At 71.5% G+C, this 24855-nt stretch carries 23 protein-coding genes and 1 pseudogene; 11 read left to right on the forward strand and 13 right to left on the reverse strand.

What is annotated here, in order from left to right:
* The first annotated feature begins 65 nt into the window (after positions 1–65).
* Positions 66–560, forward strand: coding sequence for a Cys-tRNA(Pro) deacylase (gene ybaK, locus TCUR_RS25695; RefSeq protein ID WP_012853228.1), 495 nt, complete (start codon positions 66–68; stop codon positions 558–560).
* Here the strand turns inward: ybaK and TCUR_RS14300 are convergent.
* Positions 444–1049 (reverse strand): hypothetical protein, encoded by a 606-nt coding sequence (locus TCUR_RS14300; RefSeq protein ID WP_281054993.1) that lies wholly within the window; start codon positions 1047–1049, stop codon positions 444–446. The two genes, ybaK and TCUR_RS14300, sit on opposite strands and share 117 nt — an antisense overlap.
* Before the next feature lie 103 nt (positions 1050–1152).
* Positions 1153–2484 (reverse strand): UDP-glucose dehydrogenase family protein, encoded by a 1332-nt coding sequence (locus TCUR_RS14305; protein ID WP_012853229.1) that lies wholly within the window; start codon positions 2482–2484, stop codon positions 1153–1155.
* A gap of 600 nt (positions 2485–3084) precedes the next feature.
* Between TCUR_RS14305 and TCUR_RS14310 the strand changes: the two genes are divergently transcribed.
* Positions 3085–3846: a DUF6882 domain-containing protein gene (locus tag TCUR_RS14310; RefSeq protein ID WP_012853230.1), complete on the forward strand. Its 762-nt coding sequence runs from the start codon at positions 3085–3087 to the stop codon at positions 3844–3846.
* Between the two features lie 212 nt (positions 3847–4058).
* Here TCUR_RS14310 and dnaE read toward each other — a convergent pair whose 3' ends face one another.
* Entirely contained in the window at positions 4059–7592 is a 3534-nt protein-coding gene (dnaE, locus tag TCUR_RS14315) for a DNA polymerase III subunit alpha (RefSeq protein WP_012853231.1), read from the reverse strand.
* 352 nt (positions 7593–7944) lie between these two features.
* Between dnaE and TCUR_RS14320 the strand changes: the two genes are divergently transcribed.
* From TCUR_RS14320 to TCUR_RS14350, 7 genes are all read left to right on the forward strand, one after another.
* On the forward strand, positions 7945–8187 hold the full coding sequence (locus tag TCUR_RS14320) for a ribbon-helix-helix domain-containing protein (protein WP_012853232.1): 243 nt from the start codon (positions 7945–7947) through the stop codon (positions 8185–8187).
* Entirely contained in the window at positions 8184–8489 is a 306-nt protein-coding gene (locus tag TCUR_RS14325; RefSeq protein ID WP_012853233.1) for a hypothetical protein, read from the forward strand. The genes TCUR_RS14320 and TCUR_RS14325 overlap by 4 nt, the downstream gene beginning before the upstream one ends.
* Before the next feature lie 7 nt (positions 8490–8496).
* Entirely contained in the window at positions 8497–9921 is a 1425-nt protein-coding gene (locus TCUR_RS14330) for an NAD(P)/FAD-dependent oxidoreductase (protein WP_012853234.1), read from the forward strand.
* A gap of 234 nt (positions 9922–10155) precedes the next feature.
* Positions 10156–10494 (forward strand): chorismate mutase, encoded by a 339-nt coding sequence (locus TCUR_RS14335; RefSeq protein WP_012853235.1) that lies wholly within the window; start codon positions 10156–10158, stop codon positions 10492–10494.
* Positions 10495–10534: 40 nt separating this feature from the next.
* A complete protein-coding gene (locus tag TCUR_RS14340) occupies positions 10535–11263 on the forward strand; it encodes an AzlC family ABC transporter permease (protein ID WP_012853236.1) in 729 nt (242 codons plus the stop codon).
* Complete coding sequence (locus tag TCUR_RS14345; protein ID WP_012853237.1) at positions 11260–11571, forward strand: AzlD domain-containing protein; 312 nt, start codon at positions 11260–11262, stop codon at positions 11569–11571. The genes TCUR_RS14340 and TCUR_RS14345 overlap by 4 nt, the downstream gene beginning before the upstream one ends.
* Before the next feature lie 101 nt (positions 11572–11672).
* Positions 11673–12536, forward strand: coding sequence for a DUF2382 domain-containing protein (locus tag TCUR_RS14350; protein WP_012853238.1), 864 nt, complete (start codon positions 11673–11675; stop codon positions 12534–12536).
* 84 nt (positions 12537–12620) lie between these two features.
* Here TCUR_RS14350 and TCUR_RS14355 read toward each other — a convergent pair whose 3' ends face one another.
* The 4 genes and pseudogenes from TCUR_RS14355 to TCUR_RS14370 form a co-directional block, all read right to left on the reverse strand.
* Positions 12621–13550, reverse strand: coding sequence for an RluA family pseudouridine synthase (locus TCUR_RS14355; RefSeq protein ID WP_012853239.1), 930 nt, complete (start codon positions 13548–13550; stop codon positions 12621–12623).
* 11 nt (positions 13551–13561) lie between these two features.
* Complete coding sequence (gene lspA / locus TCUR_RS14360) at positions 13562–14143, reverse strand: signal peptidase II (RefSeq protein ID WP_012853240.1); 582 nt, start codon at positions 14141–14143, stop codon at positions 13562–13564.
* A gap of 68 nt (positions 14144–14211) precedes the next feature.
* Positions 14212–14593: pseudogene (locus TCUR_RS14365) on the reverse strand (TraR/DksA family transcriptional regulator).
* Positions 14594–14849: 256 nt separating this feature from the next.
* Positions 14850–15149: a DUF167 domain-containing protein gene (locus TCUR_RS14370; RefSeq protein WP_245536861.1), complete on the reverse strand. Its 300-nt coding sequence runs from the start codon at positions 15147–15149 to the stop codon at positions 14850–14852.
* Positions 15150–15485: 336 nt separating this feature from the next.
* On the opposite strand from TCUR_RS14370, the gene ileS reads away from it, so the two are divergent.
* Both ileS and TCUR_RS14380 read left to right on the forward strand, forming a co-directional pair.
* A complete protein-coding gene (gene ileS / locus TCUR_RS14375) occupies positions 15486–18665 on the forward strand; it encodes an isoleucine--tRNA ligase (protein WP_012853242.1) in 3180 nt (1059 codons plus the stop codon).
* Positions 18666–18852: 187 nt separating this feature from the next.
* Positions 18853–19242, forward strand: coding sequence for a LiaF domain-containing protein (locus TCUR_RS14380; RefSeq protein WP_052305515.1), 390 nt, complete (start codon positions 18853–18855; stop codon positions 19240–19242).
* A 58-nt stretch (positions 19243–19300) separates the two neighbouring features.
* On the opposite strand, the gene TCUR_RS27110 is transcribed toward TCUR_RS14380, so the two are convergent.
* The 6 genes from TCUR_RS27110 to ftsZ form a co-directional block, all read right to left on the reverse strand.
* Positions 19301–20437, reverse strand: a complete 1137-nt coding sequence (locus TCUR_RS27110) for a hypothetical protein (protein ID WP_012853244.1) — start codon at positions 20435–20437, stop codon at positions 19301–19303.
* Positions 20438–20575: 138 nt separating this feature from the next.
* Positions 20576–21454, reverse strand: a complete 879-nt coding sequence (locus tag TCUR_RS14390) for a DivIVA domain-containing protein (protein ID WP_012853245.1) — start codon at positions 21452–21454, stop codon at positions 20576–20578.
* Between the two features lie 72 nt (positions 21455–21526).
* The gene (locus TCUR_RS14395; RefSeq protein ID WP_012853246.1) at positions 21527–21817 is read right to left on the reverse strand and encodes a YggT family protein; all 291 of its coding nucleotides are present in this window, start codon (positions 21815–21817) and stop codon (positions 21527–21529) included.
* A 21-nt stretch (positions 21818–21838) separates the two neighbouring features.
* Positions 21839–22372, reverse strand: coding sequence for a cell division protein SepF (locus TCUR_RS14400; RefSeq protein ID WP_012853247.1), 534 nt, complete (start codon positions 22370–22372; stop codon positions 21839–21841).
* A 102-nt stretch (positions 22373–22474) separates the two neighbouring features.
* The gene (locus tag TCUR_RS14405) at positions 22475–23209 is read right to left on the reverse strand and encodes a YggS family pyridoxal phosphate-dependent enzyme (RefSeq protein WP_012853248.1); all 735 of its coding nucleotides are present in this window, start codon (positions 23207–23209) and stop codon (positions 22475–22477) included.
* On the reverse strand, positions 23209–24693 hold the full coding sequence (gene ftsZ, locus TCUR_RS14410) for a cell division protein FtsZ (protein WP_012853249.1): 1485 nt from the start codon (positions 24691–24693) through the stop codon (positions 23209–23211). Before ftsZ ends, TCUR_RS14405 begins: the two co-directional genes overlap by 1 nt.
* Positions 24694–24855 lie beyond the last annotated feature (162 nt).

Genomic DNA, 24855 nt, shown 5'->3' on the forward strand with positions numbered 1-24855 from the left:
CCGCGGGCGGAGCGCCGGCGAAATATCAAGGTGCGGGAAGCGATCGCGGACGGCACACTGCCCCTATGGGCGCTCGAAAGAAGGGCGGTGGGCAGACGCCCGCCACGGTGGCCGCCGCCAAGGCCGGGGTCGCCTTCACCCTGCACCCGTATGAGGTGGAGCACGGCGTCGACGACTACGGGGCGAAGGTCGCCGACGCGCTGGGGGTGGCGCGGGAACGGCTGTTCAAAACGCTGATCGCCGTGGTGGACGAGGAGCCGACGGTCGGGATGGTGCCGGTCTGCGGCGCCTTGGACCTCAAGGCGCTGGCCGCCGCGACGGGCGGCAAACGGGCCCGCATGGCCGAAGCGGAGACGGCCGAACGGCTCACCGGCTATGTGGTGGGCGGGATCAGCCCGCTGGGCCAGCGCCGCCGGCTGCCGGCCGTGCTGGATGAGTCGGCCTCAGGGTTCGACACGATCTTTGTCTCCGCCGGGCGGCGCGGCCTGCAGATCGAGCTGGCCCCCGCCGACCTGGTCCGCCTCACCGGCGCCGCGCTGGCCCCCATCGCGCGTCGCTAGGCGGGCCAGCGCCGCCTCCAGCACCGCATAGGCCGCCACCGCCAGCAGCGGCCAGCACACCACCACCCCGGTGGCGTGCAGGTCGGGCGGGCTCTCCACGGGCCCGCCGGCGGCGGCCCGCACCGCCCGTTCGAACTCGGCCAGCCCCACCTGGTGCCCGCTCCACCAGGCCAGCAGCGCGGCCGCCACTCCCCCGCTGCCCAGGCCCAGCAGCAGCGGGATGTCGTTGCCGCGGCCGCCGGCCAGATAGGCCAGCGTCCCGCAGGCCAGCCCGGCGGCCCCGGTGATCAGCGCGAACCAGCCGTCCCCGGCGATCAGCGCCTGGGTCTCCGGGTCGGCCAGCACCGGCCGTCCCTCCAGCACCAGGTACCGCACCGGGGGCGCGACCGCCGCCCACAGCAGCCCCGCCGGCGGACCCAAAAGCGCCAGCGTCGCCGTGGTGACCGCCCAGGTCAGCAGCGATCGCACATCCGGTCGGCCCACTGGCATGCCCCCTGCCCCGCGCACCCGCGTCTCGTCCTGCGAAAAAGCCTAGTGCGCGACGGCGGGGTGATCGGCAATGCGCACAGCGCGCCGCCGCCGGGCGGCGGCCTCAGCAGCGGCCGAGCGCCCGGTACTCCCAGCCGGCGGCGCGCCAGGCCTCGGCGTCCAGGGCGTGCCGGCCGTCCACGATGCGGCGGTGGGCGACCACCTCCCCCATGGCGTACGGGTCGATCTGGCGGAACTCGGCCCACTCGGTCAGCAGCACCACCACGTCGGCGTCCTGCGCCACGTCCATCGCGCTGGTGCCGTAGCGCAGCTCCGGGTAGGCGCGGCGGGCGTTGTCGAGCGCGGCCGGGTCGTAGACCCGCACGTAGGCGCCCAGGCCGTGCATGGTGCGCGCCACGTCCAGGGCGGGGGCGTCGCGGATGTCGTCGGAGTTGGGCTTGAAGGCCGCGCCCAGGCAGGCGATCCGCTTGCCGTCCAGCCGCCCGCCCAGCAGCTCGCGCACCAGGTCCACGGTGCGGGAGCGGCGGCGCCGGTTGATGGCGTCCACCTCGCGCAGGAACGCCACCGCCTGGCCCACCCCGATCTCCTCGGCGCGGTGCGCGAACGCCCGGATGTCCTTGGGCAGGCAGCCGCCGCCGAAACCCAGCCCCGGCTGCAGGAACTTGCCGCCGATCCGGTCGTCGTAGGCCAGCGCGGTGGCCAGGTCCCGCACGTCGGCGCCGGTGGCCTCGCAGACCTCGGCCATGGCGTTGATGTAGGAGATCTTGGTGGCCAGGAACGAGTTGGCGGCGACCTTGACCAGCTCGGCGGTGGCCAGGTCGGTGACCACCACCGGGGTGCCGGCGTCGATGATCGGCCGGAAGGCGGCGGTCAGCCGTTCCCTGGCCCACTCGGAGGCCACCCCGAAGACCAGCCGGTTGGGGTGCAGCGTGTCGTCGACCGCATAGCCCTCGCGCAGGAACTCGGGGTTCCAGGCCAGCTCCACCTCCTCCCCGGCCGGGGCCAGCTCGCGGATGGTGTGGGTGAGGCGGGCGGCGGTGCCCACCGGCACCGTCGACTTGCCGACCACCAGGGCCTTGCGGGTCAGGTGGGGGGCCAGCGAGGTGACCGCGGCGTCGACGTAGCTGACATCGCAGGCGTCCGAGCCCGGCATCTGGGGGGTGCCCACGCAGATGAAGTGCACGTCGCCGAACTCGGCGACTTCCTCATAGGAGGTGGTGAAACGGAGCCTGCCCGACTCCAGCGTCTTGGTCAGCAGCTCCGGCAGCCCCGGCTCGAAGAAGGGCACCTGCCCGGAGGCCAGTTTCTCGATCTTGGCGGCGTCCACGTCGACGCCCATCACCTCATAGCCCAGCGAGGCCATGCAGACCGCATGGGTGGCGCCGAGGTAACCGGTGCCGATCACGGTGAGACGCGGGGACTCGTCCGTGTTCAATCTCACTCTCCCTCATGTGTCACGGTGCGAGCCGCGGCACCCGGAAGCCGCGGGCTGCGCGGGAAGTCGATGTACCGCCCCCTCGTCGGTGTGCCTGCCGGCAGTGGCCCGGGCCGCCGCGGCGATCGGCGGGCCCGCCGACAGTCCCAGGCCGGTCTCGTCGGTCACGTCGCTCGGTTCCCATCGAGTACCCGCGCTGGTGCATTCATCCTGCCTTGTCCCGGGCGCCGGTTCATCCGGAACCCGGGCATATCTCTCTCCTCGAGGGAACCGCGAACCGCCCGTCCCGCGCAGGCCGGCGCCGGCGCGTCGCTCATCCGCCCGACGGGCCGTGGCCGCACCTTCGGGCACAGGGTGGCACTGTTGCAAGCCGCCTCGGGCGCGTCGTCGTCTCACCCGCGGGTCGCTCACGCCGCTCCTTGCGCGAATCCTTGCGCGAACCGCCGTCATCGCGGCGTCCGCCCGGACACTCCCATACGCTCCCGGTACGGCCCTGGGCCGGCGTGCGCGCCAGAGCCGTCCCGGCCGGGGAAACCCGCCCGCCGCACCCCTCCGACGAGGCGGAAACCCGCGGCACCACCTGAGATACTCTTGCCCAAGATGTCTACTGCCACCCCGTCGCAGGCCGGGTTCAGCCCCGCCTTCCAGCGTCTCGGCGCGGCACTGGCCGCGGTCGTCCTGCAGCAGCAGGAGACCCTCGCGGAGTTCCTGCCGCGGGAGGACTGGAAAGCCGACCTGACCGCCCGCACCTACTCCAGCGGCGGCGTGACGGTGCGGGTCTCGCTGCTGGGCAGCTATGCGGTGCGCGAGCAGACCTGGCTGTGGGGGTGGGCCAACCCGCAGTTCGGCGAGGAGCACCCCGCGGTGGTGCCGACGCTGGTGGTGCGCGAGATCGGGCAGCGGCTCGGCGTTCCCGAACTGGTCACCCCCGAGGTGGACCTGGCCTGGTATGACGGGCCGGCCGGGCACGGCGGCGAGCTGATCGCGGTGGTGGCCGGCGGGATCCTGGGCGGGGGCGGATACATCGGCGCCGGCTACGACGGGGGCTCGGCCTACCTGCACGTCGACGACCCGCAGGCGCCGCGCGCCTCCTGGGACCCGATCCCGGTGCCGCGGCTGGTCGCCAACGCCGCCGGGCTGTTCCCCCACGACTCCCGGCTGACGCTGGCCAGGCTGCTCAGCCACCACCGGGTGCCCTACCGGCAGACCCCCACCACGATCGAGGCGCTGCTGCCCGGGGGCGGTTCGGCGCTGGCCCGCTTCGACCGGCAGGGCCGGCTCACCGAGTGGAACTCCCACATCCCGGCCTCGTCGGCCGGCGCGGAGACGGGCGGGGAGGGCGCGGCCGGCCGCGCCTGGTGAGGCGGACGCCGCAGGACGGACCGGCGCCCTTGACGCCGCCTCTCCGCCGTTCGTGCACGGTTTCGGCGCGTCCCCGCCGCAGAGAGCGGCGGGGCCTCGGGCATGGCCCGGCGTCGCATCCGTCCCGTCTCAGGCGGGGAGCCCGAAGAGCCCTTCCCGCCGGCGATCCCACGGCCGGGTGCGCCACGGCCGCGGGATCGCGGCGCGGGTCCTCACAGCAGGCAGGAAGGCCCCAGCAGCTGCTTCAGGTCGCCCATCAGCGCCGGTGAGGGGTTCACCCGCAGCTTGTCGTCGAGGCGGACGACCGTGGTGCGCGGCCCGTTCTGCAGGTGCAGGTGCACCTCGTTGGGGCCGGGGTGGGTGGTGAGGACCTCCTTGAGCCGTTCCACCACCGGCGGGGTGCAGCGGGACAGCGGCAGCGCGACCTCCAGCGGCGCGCCCGAGTCACCGGTCGTCAGGTCCGGCTGGGTCACCTCCATCGCGACGATCTTGGTGGTGTCCTCGCGCTTGTCCAGCCGGCCCTTGACCACCAAGATGGCGTCCTCGGCCAGCAGGGTGGAGCACAGCTGGTAGGTCGAGGGGAAGCACATCACCTCGATGGAGCCGCCGAGGTCCTCCAGCTGGAACATGGCCCAGGAGTTGCCCTGCTTGGTGACCTTGCGCTGCAGGTTCGACAGCAGCCCGGCCACCGTGACGACCTGGCCGTCGGGCCGGTCGCTCTCGCCGGTCAGCGCGGCGATCGAGGTGTCGGCCTCCTTGGCCAGGATGTGCTCCACGCCCAGCAGCGGGTGGTCGGAGACGTACAGGCCGAGCATCTCCCGCTCGAAGGACAGCTTGGTGGTCTTGTCCCACTCCTCCTCGTCGGGAATGGTCACCGAGAAGGCCGTGGTGTCCTCCCCGCCGTCCAGGGCGCCGAACAGCGAGTCCTGGCCGATGGCCTCCTTGCGCTTGATGTCGATGACGGAGTCGATGGCCTGCTCGTGCACGGTCAGCAGCGCCCGGCGCCGGTGCCCGAGGCTGTCGAAGGCCCCCGCCTTGATCAGCGACTCCACCACCCGCTTGTTGCACACCTGGGAGGGCACCTTGTTGAGGAAGTCGTTGAAGTCGGTGAAGGCGCCCTTCTCGCGGCGGGCGGCGATGATGGCCTCCACCACGTTCTCCCCCACGTTGCGGATGGCCGACAGCCCGAAGCGGACCTCGGCGTCGCCCTTGGGGGTGAAGTCGGCGTCGGACTCGTTGACGTCCGGCGGCAGCACGGTGACGCCCATGCGGCGGCACTCGTTGAGGTACAGGGCGCTTTTGTCCTTGTCGTCCTTGACGGAGGTCAGCAGCGCGGCCATGTACTCGGCCGGGTAGTTGGCCTTCAGGTAGGCCGTCCAGTACGACACCAGCCCATAGCCGGCGGTGTGGGCCTTGTTGAAGGCGTAGTCGGAGAACGGCAGCAGGATGTCCCACAGGGCCTTGATGGCCTCATCGGAGTAGCCGTTCTCCCGCATGCCCTTTTCGAAGAACTCGAACTGCTTGTCCAGTTCGGCCTTCTTCTTCTTGCCCATCGCCCGGCGCAGCAGGTCGGCGCCGCCCAGGGTGTAGCCGGCCACCCGCTGGGCGATGGCCATCACCTGCTCCTGGTAGACGATCAGGCCGTAGGTGGTGTCGAGGATGTCCTTGAGCGGCTCCTCCAGCTCCGGGTGGATCGGGGTGATCTCCTGCTGGCCGTTCTTGCGGAGCGCGTAGTTGGTGTGGGAGTTGGCGCCCATCGGGCCGGGCCTATACAGCGCCAGCACCGCGGAGATGTCCTCGAAGTTGTCCGGCTTCATCAGCCGCAGCAGGGCCCGCATGGGCCCGCCATCGAGTTGGAACACCCCCAGCGTGTCGCCCCGGGCCAGCAGTTCGAAGGTCTTCTTGTCGTCCAGCGGGAGCTTCAGCAGGTCGATCTCGACGCCCTTGTTGGCCTTGATGGCCTTCAGGGCGTCGTCCATGATCGTGAGGTTGCGCAGGCCCAGGAAGTCCATCTTCAGCAGGCCCAGCGTCTCGCAGGTCGGGTAGTCGAACTGCGTGATGATCGCCCCGTCGCTGTCCCGCCGCATGATGGGGATGTGGTCGGTGAGCGGCTCGGACGACATGATCACCCCGGCCGCGTGCACCCCCCACTGGCGGATCAGACCCTCCAGGCCCTGGGCCAGGTCGAGGATCTGCTTGACGTCCGCCTCCTCCTCGTACATCTTGCGCAGCTCGCCGGCCTCCCCGTAGCGGGGGTGGTTCTCATCGAAGATCGCCGACAGCGGGATCTCCTTGCCCATCACCGCGGGCGGGAAGGCCTTGGAGATGCGGTCCCCCATGGCGTAGGGGAAGCCCAGGACGCGGCCGGCGTCCTTGACGGCGGCCTTGGCCTTGATGGTGCCGAAGGTGGCGATCATGGCGACCTTGTCGGCGCCCCACTTCTCGGTGACGTAGCGGATCACATCGCCCCGCCGGCGCTCGTCGAAGTCCACGTCGATGTCGGGCATGGACACGCGCTCGGGGTTGAGGAACCGCTCGAAGATCAGGCCGTGCTGCAGCGGGTCCAGGTCGGTGATGCCCAGGGCGTAGGCGGCCAGCGACCCGGCGGCCGAGCCGCGGCCGGGGCCGACGGCGATGCCGTTGTTCTTGGCCCACATGATGAAGTCGGCCACCACCAGGAAGTAGCCGGGGAACCCCATCTGGGTGATGATGTCGATCTCGTACTCGACCTGGCGGCGGTGCGCTTCGTCATAGCCGTTGGGGAAGCGCCGGTCCATGCCCCGCATGACCTCCTTGCGGAACCAGGAGGCCTCGGTCTCGCCCTCGGGGACGGGGAAGCGGGGCATGAGGTTGCGGTGCTCGAAGAAGCCGGTGGGGTCGACCCGCTCGGCGATCAGCAGGGTGTTGCGGCAGCCCTCGGCCCACACCTCCGAGGAGTCCAGGGAGCGCATCTCCTCGGCGCTTTTGAGGTAGTAGCCGGTGCCGTCGAAGCGGAACCGGTCGGGGTCGGACAGCTGCTTGCCGACCTGCACGCACAGCAGGGCGTCGTGGGCGGCGGCCTCCGACTCGTGGGTGTAGTGGGAGTCGTTGGTCACCACCGGGGGGATGCCGAGCTTCTTGCCGATCTCCAGCAGCCCGTCGCGGACCCGGCGCTCGATCTCCAGGCCGTGGTCCATCAGTTCCAGGAAGTAGTTCTCCTTGCCGAAGATCTCCTGGAAGGTGGCCGCCGCCTTGAGCGCCTCGTCGAACTGCCCCAGCCGCAGCCGGGTCTGGATCTTGCCGGACGGGCAGCCGGTGGTGGCCATCACCCCTTCGGAGTGCTCGGCCAGCAGCTCCTCGTCCATGCGGGCGTACTTGAAGACGAAGCCCTCGGTGTAGGCGCGCGAGGACAGCTTGAACAGGTTGTGCAGCCCGGTCTTGTTGCGCGCCCACAGCGTCATGTGGTTGATCAGGCCGCCGCCGGAGACGTCGTCGCGCTTTTGGGACGGCTCGCCCCACTGGACCTTCTTCTTGTGGAAGCGCGACTCGGGCGCCATGTAGGCCTCGATCCCGATGATCGGGGTCACGCCCGCGTCCTTGGCGTGCTTCCAAAAGTCGTAGGCCCCGTGCATGTTGCCGTGGTCGGTCATCGCGATGGCGGGCATCTTCTGCCGCTCGACCTCGGCGAACAGCTGGTTGAGCCGGGCGGCGCCGTCCAGCATGGAGTACTCGGTGTGCACGTGGAGATGGACGAACGAGTCGGCCATGCCCGCTGCGCCTCCTCAGTGCATGCGACCACGCACGTGCCCGCCGGCACGTGTCGCTGATACGGGATCCGGGGGAAGACCGCCGTCCCGGACTCTTCCCCTCCGGGGCGGCTCGGTGCCTGCGAGCCTAACGCGATCGGCCGGTGGCCGTTGCCCGACACTCCGGATGTCGGCTGCACCCGTTCCGTCCGGCCGCTGACCGTCCTGGATGGACGCCGCCTTTCTCGCCCTCTACCCCAGCTCTGTCACTTTACGCACACAAACAACTACTTTTCGCGCTCTTCATGGGGTGTGGGGACACACCCATACACACGGGTGATACACACGAGTCGTGTGTATTAATGTTGTGGACATGGCGACTGAGCGGATCAACGTGTCATTGCCCTCGGCCCAGCTGCGCATGCTGGATGCGCACGTCAAACGGGTCGGGGTGTCCAGGTCGACGTTCATCGGGGAGTCGGTCCGCAAGGCGCTGCTGGAGGACGCGCTGGTACAGCTGAAGAGCGTCGGCGCGCTCGGTGACGAGGACTGGCTGAACACCATCGAGAGCGACCGCGACCCGGATTTCTGGGGCGCCGCCGTGGGTGCGGCGTGAAGCGCGGTCAGGTGTGGCGACTGCAGACCGTCAACCGCGAGCGGACCGGCATCGTCGTCTTGGACGATGTGTTCATCCCGCACCTGCGCGGCATCCAGGTGGTGCCGATCAAGGACCCGGGAGAGGTCCCCGAGACGGTGCTGAGCGTCCGTGTCGACTCTCCGGTGACGGGCATCGCCGCGGTCTACGACGTGGGGCCCTTCTCCCCCAAGCGCTTCATCGAGCACATCGGCGACGTCGAGCAGTCGGTCCTCGACCACGTGGAGATCGCCTTGCGCCTGTTGTTCGGCATCCGCGATTGACGTCCGTATGAGCGCCCACGCATTCCCCCGCACCCCCGGCTTCACCAACGGCGGGGTGTCCTTTTGGTACCGCCGGGCGGGACTGCCCCGGCCCCGCCCGGCGCTGCCGGGGCCGCGCCAGTACGACGTGTGCATCGTCGGCGGCGGCTACACCGGGCTGTGGACGGCCTACTACCTGAAGAAGGCCCGGCCGGACCTGCGCATCGCCATCCTGGAGCGGGAGTTCGCCGGCTTCGGCGCCTCCGGCCGCAACGGCGGGTGGCTGTCGGCCGAGATCGCCGGCTCCAAACGGCGCTATGCCGCCCGCTCCGGCCGCGAGCCGGTGGTGGCCTTCCAAAAGGCCATGATGGCCGCGGTGGACGAGGTCATCGCCGTGTGCGCCCAGGAGGGCATCGACGCCGACATCGTCAAAGGCGGCGTCCTGTATGCGGCCACCAACCCCGCCCAGCGCCGGCGGCTGCGCGCCGAGGTGGCCGAGGCGCGCCGGTGGGGCTGGGACGAGCAGGACCTGTACCTGCTCGACCGCGACGAGAGCGAAAAGCGGCTGCGCCTGGCGGGCGTGCTGGAGGCCGCCTACAGCCCGCACTGCGCCCGCATCCAGCCCGCCAAGCTGGCGCTCGGGCTGGCGCAGGCGACGGAGCGGCTCGGGGTGGACATCTTCGAGTCCACCACCGTGACCGAGATCCGGCCCCGCCGCGGCGGGCGGCCCGCGGCGGCGGTCACCGAGCACGGCGAGGTCACCGCCGAGTATGTGATCCGCGCCACCGAGGGCTTCACCGCCGGGCTGGCCGGGCAGCGCCGCCAGTGGCTGCCGATGAACAGCTCCATGATCGTCACCGAGCCGCTGGATGCGCAGGTGTGGGAGCGCATCGGCTGGGAGGGGCGCGAGGTGCTGGGCGACTCCGCGCACGCCTACATCTACGCCCAGCGCACCGCCGACGACCGGATCGCCATCGGCGGCCGGGGCGTGCCGTACCGGTTCGGCTCCCGCTGGGACGAGCGGGGCGCCACCCACCTGCGGACCGCGGCGGCGCTGCAGCGGATGCTCGCCGGGCTGCTGCCGGCCGCCGCCGACGCCCGCATCGACCACGCCTGGTGCGGGGTGCTGGGCGTGCCGCGCGACTGGTGCTCGGTGGTGGATGTGGATCGCTCCAGCGGGCTGGGCCTGGCCGGCGGCTATGTCGGCAGCGGCGTGACCACCACCAACCTGGCCGGGCGGACCCTGCGCGACCTGGTGCTGGGGGAGTCCACCGAACTGACCCGCCTGCCGTGGGTGGGCCGCCGGGTGCGGCGCTGGGAGCCCGAGCCGCTGCGCTGGCTGGGCGTGCGGCTGATCTACACGCTGTACCGGGCCGCCGACCGCCGGGAGAACGGCGGGCTGCAGACCACCTCCGCCTACGCCAGGCTCGCCGACCTGATCTCCGGGCGCTGACGGCGGCGCACCCCCGGGCGCGGAATTTGGCAGGTGGCGGGCCTTTTCCCTAGGCTGGGGGCGTGGATCGCCGCTATTTCGGGTTTATCCAGCCGGCTCCGGGTGAGCCGGTCGGCGCCCCCTGAGCGACGATCCCCGGAGCCGGCTGAGCAGAGTCCCGCGGGTCTCTGCTCTTTTTCTTTGCGGCCGGTTCCCCACTGCGGGCCACCGGCCGGCGGTGAGGAAGGACACACCATGGACACGGCGGAATCGGTGATCGGCGAGGCGGAGGTGACCTGCGGCCTGCCGACGGCGGCGCAGGTCACGTCGCTGGAGGAGGCCCGGGCGGCCATCGACCGGGTGGACGCCGCGCTGGCGGTGCTGCTGGAGCGGCGGGCCGAGCTGGCCGGGGCGGTGCAGCGGCTCAAGCCGGTGGGCGGTTTCGCCGGACGCGACCGCCGTCGCGAACACCAGATCGTGGAGGCCATGGCGCGGCGGGCGCCCTCGCTGGGCGCCGAGCGGCTGGCCCGGATCATGAACGCGGTGATCGAGGCCGGGCTGGAGGTCGCCGAAGAGAGCCGGGAGGCCCGTTGACGGCCCCGCGAACGCCCCGCCGCGGCCTCAAGGCGGGCCCATGCGCATGACCTCCCCGCCGGGCGCGGTGCGCGCCGCGGTGCGCGACGGATTGGGTGTGGGCGTCTCGGTCGGCATCTCGGGACTGGCGTTCGGCGCCGCCGCGGCCGTGGCGGGCCTGTCGGTGGCGCAGGCGTGCGTGCTCAGCCTGCTGGCCTTCACCGGCGCGTCCCAGTTCGCGCTGGCCGGGGTGGTCGGCGGTGGCGGCAACCTGGCCGCCGGCACGCTGGGCGCGGTGCTGCTGGGGGCCCGCAACGGGCTGTACGGGCTGCGGCTGGCGACGCTGCTGCGGGTGCGGGGCTGGCGCCGGCTGCTGGCCGCCCAGGTGGTGATCGACGAGACCACGGCGGTGGCCACCGCCCAAGGCGACGACCGCGCGGCCCGGGTGGGCTTTTACACCACCGCGGTGAGCCTGTATGCGACCTGGAACCTCAGCACGCTGGCGGGAGCGCTGGGCGCGGCCCGCATCGGGGATCCGGCCACCTTCGGCCTGGACGTGCTGGGTCCGGCGGTCTTCCTGGCACTGCTGTGGCCGCGGCTGACGGCCGGGCGGGCCGAGGCGCGGGTGGCCGCGGCCGCCGCGGTGATCGCGATCGCCGCCACTCCCCTGCTGCCGCCCGGGGTGCCGGTGATGCTGGCCGCCGTGGCGGCGCTGGCCGGGCTGCGGGCGCCGGGCGCGGCCGCGGTGGACGGTGACGACGACGGCGGGCGAAAGGACTCCACCGCATGAGCACCTGGATCGCCGTGCTGGCGACCGCGGCCGGCTGCTATGCCCTCAAGCTGGGCGGGCTGGTCACTCCGCAGCGTTTCCTGGCCGACCCCAGGGTGCGCCGCTTCACCGAACTGGTGCCGGTGGCGCTGCTGACCGCGCTGATCGCCGTGCAGACCTTCGCCGACGGCAGATCCCTGGAACTGGACGCCCCCCGGCTGGCCGGGCTGGGCGCCGCGGTGGCCGCCCTGCTGCTGCGCGCTCCCTTCCTGGTGGTGCTGGCCGTGGCCGCCGCCACCGCCGCCCTGCTGCGGCTGGTGACCGGCTGACGGGACACGCCCCCTCTTCCCTATTTGACCAGGTTTTGCCCACCTCATCGGAGTTGTTCGGATGTGCTGCGGTAGGTCACCGGGAAGGAGGGAGTATCGAGATGATCACAGAACAGCAGATCCCGCAGGTGCTGGACCATGCGGTCTACGACCGGCAGGGCAGCAAGATCGGCGACGTCAAGCACGTCTTCCTCGACGACGCCACCGGCCGCCCGGAATGGCTGTGCGTCAAGACCGGCATGTTCGGCACGAAGGAGGCCTTCGTGCCGACCGGCAGCGCCGAATTCGTCACCGACCATGTGGAGGTCGGCTTCGACAAGGACTTCATCAAGCACGCGCCCCACGTCGACGTCGACGACCGCGGTCACCTGTCGGCCGCCGAGGAGGAGCAGCTGTACCGCTACTACGGCATCGACTGGAGCGGCCAGGCCACGGCGGCCGAGACCACCGGAACCGCCGGGGCGGCGGGCACCGCGGGAGCCATGGGTGCCGCGGGGACCGCTCCCACCGAGGAGTCGCTCCGGCGGCAGCGGCTGCGCGAACGGGAACGAGCCGCCGCCGGATCGGACGACACCGCGATGACCCGCTCGGAGGAGCGGCTGCGGGTCAGCAAGGAGACCCGGGAAAGCGGCCGCGCCCGGCTGCGCAAGTACGTGGTGACCGAGCAGCAGGAGGTCACCGTACCGGTCAGCCACGAAGAGGTGCGGCTGGAACGCGAGCCGATCACCGAGGAGAACCGGGAGGCCGCGATGAGCGGGCCGGAGATCTCCGAGGCCGAGCACGAGGTCATCCTGCACGAGGAACGGCCGGTGGTCTCCAAGGAGACCGTCCCGGTCGAGCGGGTGCGGGCCGCCAAAGAGACGGTCACCGAGGAGGAGACGGTGGGCGGCGAGGTCCGCAGAGAGGAGATCCAGATCGAAGAGGAGGACACCGGACGCTCCGGCCGCAAGCGCCGGGGCCGGTGAGCCCGGCCTCCCTGGGCCGTCCCGGCGGCGCCGCGGCCGGCCCGGGACGGCGGGGACGGGGCCGGCCGGCATGCGGCCCGGAAATCAGGACTCCTGGCGGATCAGCTCCAGGGAGCGGGTCAGATCCTCCGGGTAAGGGCTTTCGAACTCCATCCACTCGCCCGTGGTGGGGTGCTCCAGCCCCAACCGGATCGCGTGCAGCCACTGCCGCTTGACGCCGAGCCGGGCCGCCAGCGTCGGGTCCGCCCCGTACAGCAGGTCGCCCACGCACGGGTGGCGCACCGCCGACATGTGCACCCGGATCTGGTGGGTGCGCCCGGTCTCCAGGTCGATCTCCAGCAGGCTGGCCGCCCGGAACGCCTCCAGCGTGTCGTAGTGGGTGATCGAGGGCCGCCCTCCGGCGACCACCGCGAAGCGGCCGTCCCCGGAGGGGTGCCGGTCGATGGGGGCGTCGATGGTGCCGCGCAGCGGGTCCGGATGCCCCTGGACCAGCGCGTGGTAGCGCTTGTCGACACGGCGTTCCTTGAAGGCCCGCTTCAGCCGGGAGTAGGCGATCTCGCTCTTGGCGACGACCATGGCGCCGGTGGTGTTGGCGTCCAGGCGGTGCACGATGCCCTGCCGCTCGGCCGCGCCGCTGGTGGCCACGGTGTGGCCGGCGCCCAGCAGCCCGCCGAGCACGGTCGGCCCATTCCAGCCGATGGTGGGGTGCGCGGCCACGCCGACCGGCTTGCTGACCACCACGATGTGCTCGTCTTCGTACAGGATCGTCATGCCCGGCACCGGCTCGGCCACCGGGCGCGGCGGTGCGGGCGGGGGCGGCAGCGTCACCTCCAGCCAGCCGCCGCCGTGCAGCCGGTCGGACTTGACCACCGTCCGGCCGTCCACCAGCACGTCCCCGGCCGCGATGAGCTCGGCGGCGCGGCTGCGCGACAGCCCGAACAACCGGGCCAGCGCCGCGTCCACCCGTTCGCCGTCGAGTCCCTCGGGTACGGGGAGGCTGCGTACGTCCGCCATGGCTCCTTCCGTCACTGCTCGTCGCCGCTTCGCGCCTGCCCTGCGGCGCCGTCGTCCTCGGGGGCGTCCTTGCCGCCGTCTCCATCATCGCGGCCGTCGCGACCGGATGCCTCCGGCCCCTCCCCGGTCTCGCCGGCCCGGGTCCCGTCCAGCTGCAGGCCGCGGGCCGCCAGCACCACCGCCAGGGCGCCGCCGCACACGATCGCCGAGTCGGCCAGGTTGAACACCGGCCAGTACGGCAGCTCGATCCAGTCCACCACGTGCCCCTTCAGGGGGGCGGGGGCACGCAGCAGCCGGTCGGCAAGGTTACCCGTGGCGCCGCCCAGCAGCAGCCCCAGGCTGACCGCCCAGGGCACGCTGCGCAGATGGCGGGCGGTGCGCAAGATCGCCACCACCACCCCCAGGGCGATCAGGGTGAACACGATCGTCATCCCGGTGCCGATGGAGAAGGCCGCCCCGCTGTTGCGGGTCACCCGCAGCGTCAGCAGCCCGCCCAGCAGCTCGATCGGCGTGCCGCCCTCCAGGTGCGCCACCACCACGACCTTGGTGATCGCATCCAGCGCCAACGCGGTCAGCGCCACTGAGATCAGCACGCCGATACGGCGCGGCCGAGGGCACCCACCGGTTCCCTCGGCTGCGTTGCGGGGGTCTTGTGCGTCGCTCAGCGACGCTCCTCGCGTGTTTTGCATGGTACGCATAGCGTCGCACGAGGGAAGGCCTGCAGTCGCGCCTTGCCGATCGGCCGGCCGCACGACTCGCACACCCCGTACGTGCCCGCGTCCATCCGGGCGATCGCCCGCTCGTTCTGGATCAGCAGGTCACGGGAGTTGTAGGCGAGCGCCATCTCATGCTCGCGGGCGTAGGCCTTGGCGCCGGAGTCGGCCTGGTCGTCGCCGGCCCCCCTCGCTGATGTCCTCCTGGGCGATCTGCGTCTCGGCGGCGGCGATCTCGGCCCGCAGGGCGGTGATCTCGGCCTCCAGGCGGGCGCGCACCTCGGCGAGCTCGGCCTCGCTCCAGCGTTCCTCATCGCCGCGCACCGGCAGCTCGGCGGCCGCGGCGGAGGCCGGCCGGGCGTTCGCCCGGCCGGAGGCGGCGCGGCGCCGCTTGGCGGGTGCGGCGCGTTCGGGGTGCTCACCGGGCGGGGCGGCCTGCCGTCCGGTGCCTTGCGCACCGGCCGTTCCGGCGTCCCTCACGCTGGTCTTCTCGGCGGGCAGTGCTGGCAGCATGGGTCTCCTTACGACGGGGCCGCGGACGAATCGACCTGATGGACAGGCCGCATATGTGCCCGCCCGCCGGTCGTCAGGAACCTCGCAAGGCGTTGATCTTTTCTGTGAGCGCCCGCTCGTCCCCGTCCACCTCGATCAGCTTCTCGCGGCTGGTGGCCCCGCTGATCAGCCGCACGTCCCGGCGCCGCACCCCCAGGGCGTCGGCCACCGCGCGCAGCGCCGCCTCGGTCGCCTTGCCCTCCACCGCCCGCGCCGCCACCTTCACCACCAGCGCCTCGCCGTGCGCGCCGCCGACCTTGGTCCGCGACGCGCCGGGACCCACCCGGATCGCCACCCGAACGGCCATCATCGCCTCCCGATCCCGTCCCGACACCGATATCGGGACGAGTTTGCCCTGCCGGTGCAGTATCGTCGCTTACGGCAGTCTCACAGGCACGGCATTGATGGGGACACCTGCCGCCGTACGCAGCCATGAGCGATCCGGGGACGGTGCGAGCCCGGAGGCGTGCCCGGCGGTCTGATCACCCCGGAGCCGCCGGAAGAACGGACCTTGGCGTCTCAGTAGAACCGGCAGCCGAGACGTAAATGAAGGGGGCCGCGTCCCATGTGCGGGCGCGGTCAAGGGAGGGTGGTACCGCGGGGCCCGCGCAGCGAGCCTCGTCCCTCCGGTCCACATGAGGGTTGTCGTGTCGCACCGGAGGTTCCCGCAGTGAGCCGTCAGTTCAGGTCGCTGCCCGCGCAGGTCGATCTGCCCGCACTGGAGCGGGAGGTACTGCGCCGCTGGCAGGAACAGAAGGTCTTCCAGCGGTCGCTGGAGCGCACCGCACAGGGCCCGCTCTGGATGTTCTACGAGGGCCCGCCCACCGCCAACGGGATGCCCGGCGTCCACCATGTGGAGGCCCGGGTCTTCAAGGACGTCTTCCCCCGCTTCAAGACCATGAAGGGCTTCCACGTCCCCCGCAAGGCCGGCTGGGACTGTCACGGCCTGCCGGTCGAGGTGGCGGTGGAGAAGGAACTGGGCCTGTCGGGCAAACAGGACATCGAGCGCTACGGCGTCGTGGAGTTCAACGAGCGCTGCCGCGAGTCGGTGCTGCGCCACGTGGACGCCTTCGAGGCGATGACCGAGCGCATGGGCTACTGGGTGGACATGTCCCAGGCCTACCGCACCATGGACGCCGACTACATCGAGTCGGTGTGGTGGTCCCTGAAGGTCATCTTCGACAAGGGACTGCTGGTGCGCGACCACCGCATCAGCCCCTACTGCCCGCGCTGCGGCACCCCGCTGTCGGACCACGAACTCGGCCAGCCCGGCGGCTATGAGACCGTGGTGGACCCGTCGGTGACCGTCCGCTTCCCGCTCACCTCCGGGCCGCTGGCCGGCCGGGCGTCCCTGCTGGTGTGGACCACCACCCCCTGGACGCTGGTGTCCAACACCGCCGTGGCCGTCCACCCGGAGGTGACGTACCTGGTCACCACCAACGGCGCCGAGACGGTCGTGGTCGCCGAGCCGCTGTTCGACAAGGTCCTCGGCGAAGGGTGGGAGACGCTGCAGCGGCTGGCCGGCACCGAGCTGGTCGGATCGACCTACCGCAGGCCCTTTGAACTGGTGGACATCCCCGAGGCGCACCGGGTGATCGCCGCCGACTTCGTCACCACCGAGGACGGCACCGGCATGGTGCACCTGGCCCCGGCCTTCGGCGCCGACGACTTCGCCGCCTGCCGGGCCGAAGGGCTGCCGGTGGTCAACCCGATCCGGCCCGACGGCCGGTTCTCCGCCGAGGTGCCGCAGGTCGGCGGGGTGTTCTTCAAGGACGCCGACGAGGTGCTCACCAAGGACCTGCGGGAGCGGGGCCTGCTGTTCCGCGCCGAGAAGTACGAGCACAGCTACCCGCACTGCTGGCGCTGCCACACCCCGCTGCTGTACTACGCGCTGCCGGCCTGGTACATCAAGACCACCCAGATCAAGGACCGGCTGCTGGAGGAGAACGCCGCCACCAACTGGTTCCCCGAGACGGTCAAGGAGGGCCGCTACGGGGAGTGGCTGCGCAACAACGTCGACTGGGCGCTGTCGCGCAACCGCTACTGGGGAACCCCGCTGCCGCTGTGGCTGTGCGAGGACGAGCACGTCACCGCCATCGGCTCGCTGAAGGAGCTGGGCGAGCTGGCCGGGCGCGACCTGTCGGGGCTGGACCCGCACCGCCCGTTCGTCGACGAGGTGACCTTCCCCTGCCCGCAGTGCGGCAAGGAGGCCCGGCGGGTGCCCGACGTCATCGACGCCTGGTACGACTCGGGCGCGATGCCGTTCGCCCAGTGGGGCGCCCCCTACAAGAACAAGGAGATCTTCGAGCGGACCTACCCGGCGCAGTACATCTGCGAGGCCCAGGACCAGACCCGCGGCTGGTTCTACTCGCTCATGGCGGTCGGCACGCTGGTGTTCGACAAGTCCTCCTACGAGAACGTGCTGTGCGTGGGCCTGATCCTGGCCGAGGACGGCCGCAAGATGAGCAAGCACCTGGGCAACGTGCTGGAGCCGATCCCGCTGATGGACCGGCACGGCGCCGACGCCCTGCGCTGGTTCATGGCCTGCAACGGCCTGCCGTGGACCGCCCGGCGGGTGGGGCACGCGGCGCTGGAGGAGATCGTCCGCAAGGTCCTGCTGACCTACTGGAACACCGCCTCCTTCCTGGTGCTGTACTCCAACGCCGCGGCGGCCTCCGGCGGGCGGCCCTGGACGCCGGACCGGATGAGCGAGGCCCCCGCCCCCGCCGACCGGCCGCTGCTGGACCGCTGGGCGCTGTCGGAGCTGCACCGCACCGTCGCCGAGGTGGACGCGGCGCTGGAGAACTTCGACACCACCCGCGCCGGACGCCGCCTGGCGGAGTTCATCGACGACCTGTCCAACTGGTATGTGCGGCGGTCGCGGCGGCGGTTCTGGGAGGGCCCCGACACCCCCGAGGGGGCGGCGGCGTTCGCCACGCTGTATGAGTGCCTGGAGACGCTGACCCGGCTGCTGGCGCCGCTGGTGCCGTTCATCACCGACTACATCTGGGACGTCATCCGCCCTGAGGGCGCGCCGTCCTCGGTGCACCTGGCCGACTGGCCGACCGCCCGGCCGGAGCTGGTGGACGAGGAGCTGAGCGCCCAGATGGCCCTGGTGCGGCGGCTGGTGGAGCTGGGCCGGGCCGCCCGCGCCTCCAGCGGGGTGCGCACCCGCCAGCCGCTGGGCCGCGCCCTGGTCGGCGCCCCCGGCTGGGCGGAGCTGCCGGCCGAGCTGCGCGCCCAGCTGGCCGAGGAGCTCAACGTCGAGCACTTCGAGGACCTGTCGGCGATCGGCGGAGACCTGGTCGAATACCAGGTCAAGCCCAACTTCCGGGCGCTGGGCGGACGCTACAAGAAGAACGCCCCCAAGGTCGCGGGGGCGGTGACCGCCGCCGACCCGGCCGCCCTGGTGAGCGCGCTGCGGGCCGACGGGTCGGTGACCCTGCAGGTGCCCGAGGTGGGCGAGGTGACGCTGGGCCCCGACGATGTGATCGTCACCGAGCGTCCGCGCAGCGGCTGGGCGGTGGAGAGCGCCGCCGGCGAGACCGTCGCCCTGGACCTGACCATCACCCCCGAGCTGCGCCGCGCCGGGCTGGTGCGGGAGGTGATCCGGCTGGTGCAGGAGGCCCGCAAGTCCAGCGGCCTGGAGGTCACCGACCGGATCGAGCTGTGGTGGCGGGCCGAGGGCGCCACCGCCGCCGACCTGGCCGAGGCGCTGCGTGCGCACGATGCGCAGATCGCCGCGGAGGTGCTGGCCGTCGCGATGCGCGAAGGCGAGCCCGACGAGGAGCTGCCCGTCCACCGGGACGAGGAGCTGGGGCTGGTGTTCTGCCTGCGCAAGAAGAGCTGAGCCGGGAAACGGACGACGCCGCAGGCCGGTGCGCCCCGTTCTCTTCGTGCGAAGGGAACGGGGCGCACCGCTTGTGCACGTTTTGAGCCGCCGTGCTCGGTGACGGGGGAACTCGGTGACGGGGAAAGAGGACGATGCGAGCCTTCGGTTTTTGTCCCGGTGCATCGTGCTTGGAATGATGAGGGGCGTGAATTCCCCTGAGACCTCCCCCCGGCCACGCCGCGAGTCGGCGAACATTTCAGCGGTCTTCACCAAGGTCGAGCGCAGCGGTCGCTGGCTGGTGGAACCGGACACCGCCGTGCGGGTCGTCTTCGGCAGAGCCGAGCTGGACTTTCGTCAGGCGGTGCTGAGCAGCCAGGAGGTGACCGTCACCATCCGCTGTCTGTTCGGTGGGGTCACGGTCAAGATTCCGCCGGGGGTCAAGCTGGACATCGCGTCGCTGACGCCCCCGCTCGGCGGGTTCGCCTTCAGCCAGGATCAGAACTACGGGCAGCCCGGCGACGACGCCCCCACGATCCGGCTGAGCGGGTCGCTGCTCTTGGGCAAGCTGGACATCAGGCGCGACCAAGCCGTCTAGGCCTCACCCCGGCCCCGGCAGGGTCCCTGGCCGGCGGGCCGGTGAAGAGGGGACGTCCTCAGCCGAGGGACGTCTTGTCGGGTTGACACACCAGGCAGGGGGTGCAGCCGCGCTCCTGCGCCTGCGACAGCGGCAGTGTCTCCAGGTCCTCGGTCTCCCCGATGTCCTCAATCAGCGCGCAGTCCACCCGGTGGAAGCGCTTGGTGCCGCTGAGAATGCAGACCTTCGGGTCGGACTCGGCGGCCTCCCCGTCGTCGGTGACGGTGGCCGATCGTGGCCGCGACCGCCCGGCCGTAGAGGAGGGCCGGGAGACGCTCTCAGCGCGTCCCTCCGGGGAGGACTTGGGAGGAGACCAGGCGGACGGCACCGCCCTCGGCGACGCGGGCGCGGGAGCGGCCGGTGCGGAAGGCGCGCCGGACGCGGCCGGCGCGACCGGTGCGGGAGCCGGTGCCGCGGCCGCGGCGGGCTCATCCGGCAGGGGCCGCGTGGAGGCGCCGGGTTTGCTCGGCACCGCGGTGCCGCCGTCGGCGGTGTCCGCACCGCTCGGGCGGTCTCCCCGGCCGGCGGCCTTGTCGCGCCCGGGCTCGGCCGCATCGGTCTTCTTGGCCGCCTTGGCCCTGCCTGCGGCCCGGTCCTGCCGCTTGCCCCTGCCCTTGGCCGGTCCGCCCGCTTCGGCGGATTCCGGTGCCGACGCCGCGGCGCGCGCCGCCAAAGCGGTGTCGGGCATGCAGGCGGTGCAGGGGCTGAAGCCTTCCTCCCTGGCCTCGATGTAGGTGAGTTCCTCGGTGTCGCGCCCGGCCAGCTGACGGCAGGTGGCCAGGTGGTAACGCTTGCGGCCGGGGACGACGTGCACCAGCGCCTCATCGGGCACCTTCCCGGCGGAATCGGCGACGGCGGTGGCCGTCGCGGTGCCGGAGCCCGATGCCGCGGCCTTGCGCGCAGGCTGCTTGGAGCGGCGGCTCTTGGCCGGTTTGGGACGGGCCGGAGCGGCCCCGACGCCGAACAGCTCGTTGCGCCGCAGGAAGACCCCGATGATCAAGAACACGGCGGAGGCGATGCTGACCCCGATCGAGGCGTAGATCACCATCCGCGCGTCGATGCCGAGCACCTGCGCGTCCGCACCGTTGCCGGCCACGATGCCCACGATCAGCAGGGCGAAGGCCACCACGACGAGAACGCCGCTCAGGATGATCACTGGGTCCTTCTCTCCAAGGCTTTCCGCAGGCCGTCCGAAGGGCCGGCGCCACCACCGTTCTCGCTGCGTCGGGCGAATGGCCGCGCTGCCATCCGCGACGCGGCGATCACGAAGACACTACCGTCTGCTCAGCGGGCGTCAACGCCTGTCGTGCGGCGGGTTGTCAGCCGTGTGGAAGGCTCCTGTCGCAGAGTGCTGAGCGTGCGGGACGGGCTCGGCCGGTGGCGGGAACGGAGTGGGGCCGGTCGTGGCGGGCGCGGGCTGCGGCGGCTGGCCGTTGCGGTTCTCCGGATGCGTCACGGTGGGTTGCGGCCCTGTCTGTGCGCCGCCGGCACCGAAGGGTCCTGTCTCGACGGCGCCGACCTCCAGTTCCCGCAGCTGCCCCTCCAGATAGACCTTCAGGCGGCTGCGGTACTCGCGCTCGAAGGCGCGCAGGTTGTCCACCTCGCGCTCGAGCTCCTCGCGCTGCTGCACCAGGGAGCCCATCACCTGGCGGTGGCGCTCCTGGGCGTCGCGGTCGAGGGCCTCGGCGCGCGAGCGGGCCTCGCTGATGATCTGGTCGGCCTGCCGACGGGCCTTGCCGACGATCTCCTCGGCCTCGCGGCGGGCGCGGCCCAGCGTCTCGTCGGCCTCCCGGCGGGCGTCGGCGATCGCCTGGTCGGCGGTCTGCTGCGCCAGCGCCAGCACCCGGGCGGCGGTGTCCATGTTGTCCTCGCCGCTGGGCGCGGACATGCCCAAGGGCGCGGGCTCGGGCTCGGGCTTGGGCTCCGGCCGTGGGGGCTCGGGCATCGGAGGCAGGTCGGGCTTGGGCTCGACGATCGGGGCCGCCATCGCCGGCACCTTGCCGCGCAGGCACTCGGCCAGCTTGGCGCGCAGCTCCTCGTTCTCCTGGATGAGGCGGTCGAGCTCGGCCTCGACCTCGTCGAGGAAGGCGTCCACTTCCTCCTCGTCGTAGCCGGGCCTCAGCCTGGTGGTGCTGAACTGCTTATTCCGCACATCGGCGGGTGTGAGCGGCATGTCGTCTCCTTGGCGCGCTTGGAGTCCTGTCCCAAAGGACGGTATCTGATCAGAGCTCCGTGGCGAAGGTGATCATTGCGACCAGCTCCCGATGAGGATGATCAAGATGTAGACCACAAGGAACAGCACCGTGAAGCTGAGGTCTAGAGCCACATTACCCAGCCGTACCGGCGGGATGAACCGTCTGAGCAACTTCAGCGGCGGATCGGTGACGGTGTAGGTGACCTCCGCCACCACCAAGACCGCTCCCCTGGGCCGCCATGACCGGGCGAATGACTGCAGCACCTCCAGGACCAGCCTCCCGATCAGGAACAGGAGGAAGATCCACAGCACCGTGGTCAGTACGGACGCGACGATGTTCACGGACGCTCTCTCATGTGGCTGTCAACTTTGGTTGAAGAATCCTCGTTCTGCCATCCGGGCCTTGTCCTCGGCCGTCACCTCAACGTTGGCGGGAGTCAACAGGAACACCTTGTTGGTAACACGATCGATGCTGCCGTGCAGGCCGAATATCAGGCCCGCGGCGAAATCGACCAGCCGTTTGGCGTCGCTGTCGTTCATCTCGGTCAGATTCATGATCACCGGAGTGCCCTCCCGGAAGTGCTCCCCGATGATCCTCGCCTCGTTGTAGGTCCTGGGATGCAGGGTAGTGATGCGCGCGAGGTCTGACGAACCCGACTCATGAGAAGGTGCGGAACGTCGATCAGACGTTGACGGAGCGTGGTGATCGCGATCGCGGTCCGGGCCGCCCTCGCCTCGGGTAAGCTGGCCGCCGGGCTCATCGGAACGGCGTCGGCCCTGCTCGACCGCGTCGTCGTCGTAGACGTCGTACTCGTCGTAATCGTCGTACTTATCGTCGTAGCGGTCGTCCTCAACCAGGCCGAGGTAGACCGCCATCTTGCGCATCGCGCTGGCCATACGCCCCTCCGTCGTCCTGTTGGTGCCGCACCTGGCGGACGCCGCCGCTGTGGCAGTAGCTCGGATGTGCTCCCGGCCCCGGCAGGGGCCGCTGTGGGGACATTACCTGACGATTGCGTTCCTGCCGCCGAGCAACGCCGTACCGATCCGCAGGTGTGTCGCTCCGCACGCGATCGCCTGTTCCAGATCCCCGCTCATCCCGGCGGAGATGATCGTGGCGGCGGGATGCTCGGCGCGCAGCTCGGCGGCGACCTGTGCCAGGCGTTCGAAGGCCGGGGCGGGGTCGGCGCCGAGCGGCGCCACGGCCATCACCCCGCCCAGTTCCAGCCCTTCGGCCGAGGCGATCTGCGCGGCCAGTTCCGGCACCCGCTCAGGAGCGGCGCCGCCCCGGCCCTCGGCGTGTTCTTCCAGCGACACCTGCACCAGGCAGCGCAGCGTCCGGCCGGCCCGCAGCGCGCCGGCCGACAGCGCCGACACCAGCCGGGAACGGTCCACGGAGTGGACCACATCGGCGTAACGGGCCACCGAACGCGCTTTGTTGGTCTGCAGCTGACCCACGAAATGCCAGGTCAACGGAAGGTCTGCGCATTGGGCGGCCTTGGGCGCGGCCTCCTGGTCGCGGTTCTCCCCCACGTGGGCGACCCCGAGCCCGGCCAGCAGGCGCACGTCGGAGGCCGGGAAGGTCTTGGTGACCGCGATCAAAGTGATCTGCTCGGGGTCCCGCCCCGCCGCGGCGCAGGCCGCGGCGATGCGCCGGCGAACCTTGTCGAGATTGGCCGCCAGTTCCCGGCGGCGGGCCTCGATCCCCGCCGCGGCGGCCGAGGATGCGTGGTCCACTACTTCAGGAACTCGGGGATGTCGAGATCGTCGTCCTCATCGAAGACGACCGGCCGGCGCCGCGGGACGGCGGGACCGGACGGGCCGCCTTCACTCTCGGCCTGCGGCCGGGGAGCGGACTGCTCCGGCTGGGGCCGAGGGCGTGAGGATGCGTCGGCCTGCTCCCGCTCGGCCTTGGCCGCGGAGGAGGACTCGCCGGAGGCGGCGGATCCGCCGGAGGGTGCGGACGGCCGGGAGGACTCCTCCTTGCCCGAGGCCGACCCGGAGGCGCCGGCGGTCCCCTCGCCCTCCTGCTTGGCGGAGCCGCTCTCCTGGCGGGGCGGCACCGGCTTGGGCGGCGCGGCCGGCGGGGTCGCGGCGGACGGGGACGCCGGCGGGCGGGGCGGCCGCACGGAGATGCTCTCGGAGCGGCCGATCTTGGTCGGGATGGGGTTGCTCTGCGGGGCGGCCGCTCCCGGTGCGGCGGGAGCGGAGGCGGGACGGTTCGCCGACGTCGGAAGCTTGCGGGTGTCCACCTCCGGCGCCGGCTTAGTAGGGCGGCCCTCGTCGAACCCCGCGGCGATCACCGTGACGCGCACCTCGTCGCCGAGCGCGTCGTCGATGACCGCGCCGAAGATGATGTTGGCGTCGGGGGCGGCGGCGTTGGACACCAGCTGGGCCGCCTCGTTGATCTCGAACAGGCCCAGGTCCGAGCCGCCGGAGATGGACAGCAGCACCCCGTGGGCGCCGTCGATGCTGGCCTCCAGCAGCGGGCTGGAGATGGCCATCTCGGCGGCGGCCACGCTGCGGTCGTCACCGCGGGCCGAGCCGATGCCCATCAGCGCCGAGCCGGCCCCGCTCATCACCGACTTCACGTCGGCGAAGTCCAGGTTGATCAGCCCCGGGGTGGTGATCAGGTCGGTGATGCCCTGCACACCCGACAGCAGCACCTGGTCGGCGGCCTTGAAGGCGTCCAGCACGCTGACCTGGCGGTCGGAGATCGACAGCAGCCGGTCGTTGGGGATGACGATGAGGGTGTCGACCTCATCCCGCAGCGTCTCGATGCCCGCCTCGGCCTGCATCGCCCGGCGGCGGCCCTCGAAGCTGAAGGGGCGGGTGACCACGCCGATGGTGAGCGCGCCCAGCGACCGGGCGATGTTGGCCACCACCGGGGCGCCGCCGGTGCCGGTGCCGCCGCCCTCGCCGGCGGTGACGAAGACCATGTCGGCGCCCTTGAGGACCTCCTCGATCTCCTCGCGGTGGTCCTCGGCGGCCTTGCGGCCCACGTCCGGGTTGGCCCCGGCGCCGAGCCCGCGGGTGAGCTCACGGCCGACGTCCAGCTTGACGTCGGCATCGCTCATCAGCAGCGCCTGGGCGTCGGTGTTGATCGCGATGAACTCAACGCCCTTGAGGCCCTCTTCGATCATCCGGTTGACGGCGTTGACGCCGCCGCCGCCGATACCGACGACCTTGATGACCGCGAGGTAGTTCTGCGGTGCTGCCACGACGAGGGGCCTTTCCGCTCGCTTGTGTCCGGCGGACCGGGGAGCTTCACCATGAAGCATCACGCCGACCCGCGCAATGTTACTGACCTGGTCTTTGCTGTGTGATCGGATACCCGGGGCCGCCCGTCAACCCTCACCCTCAAGTTGAGGGTTAGAGTTATG

The organism is Thermomonospora curvata DSM 43183, assembly GCF_000024385.1.
GTDB lineage: Bacteria > Actinomycetota > Actinomycetes > Streptosporangiales > Streptosporangiaceae > Thermomonospora > Thermomonospora curvata.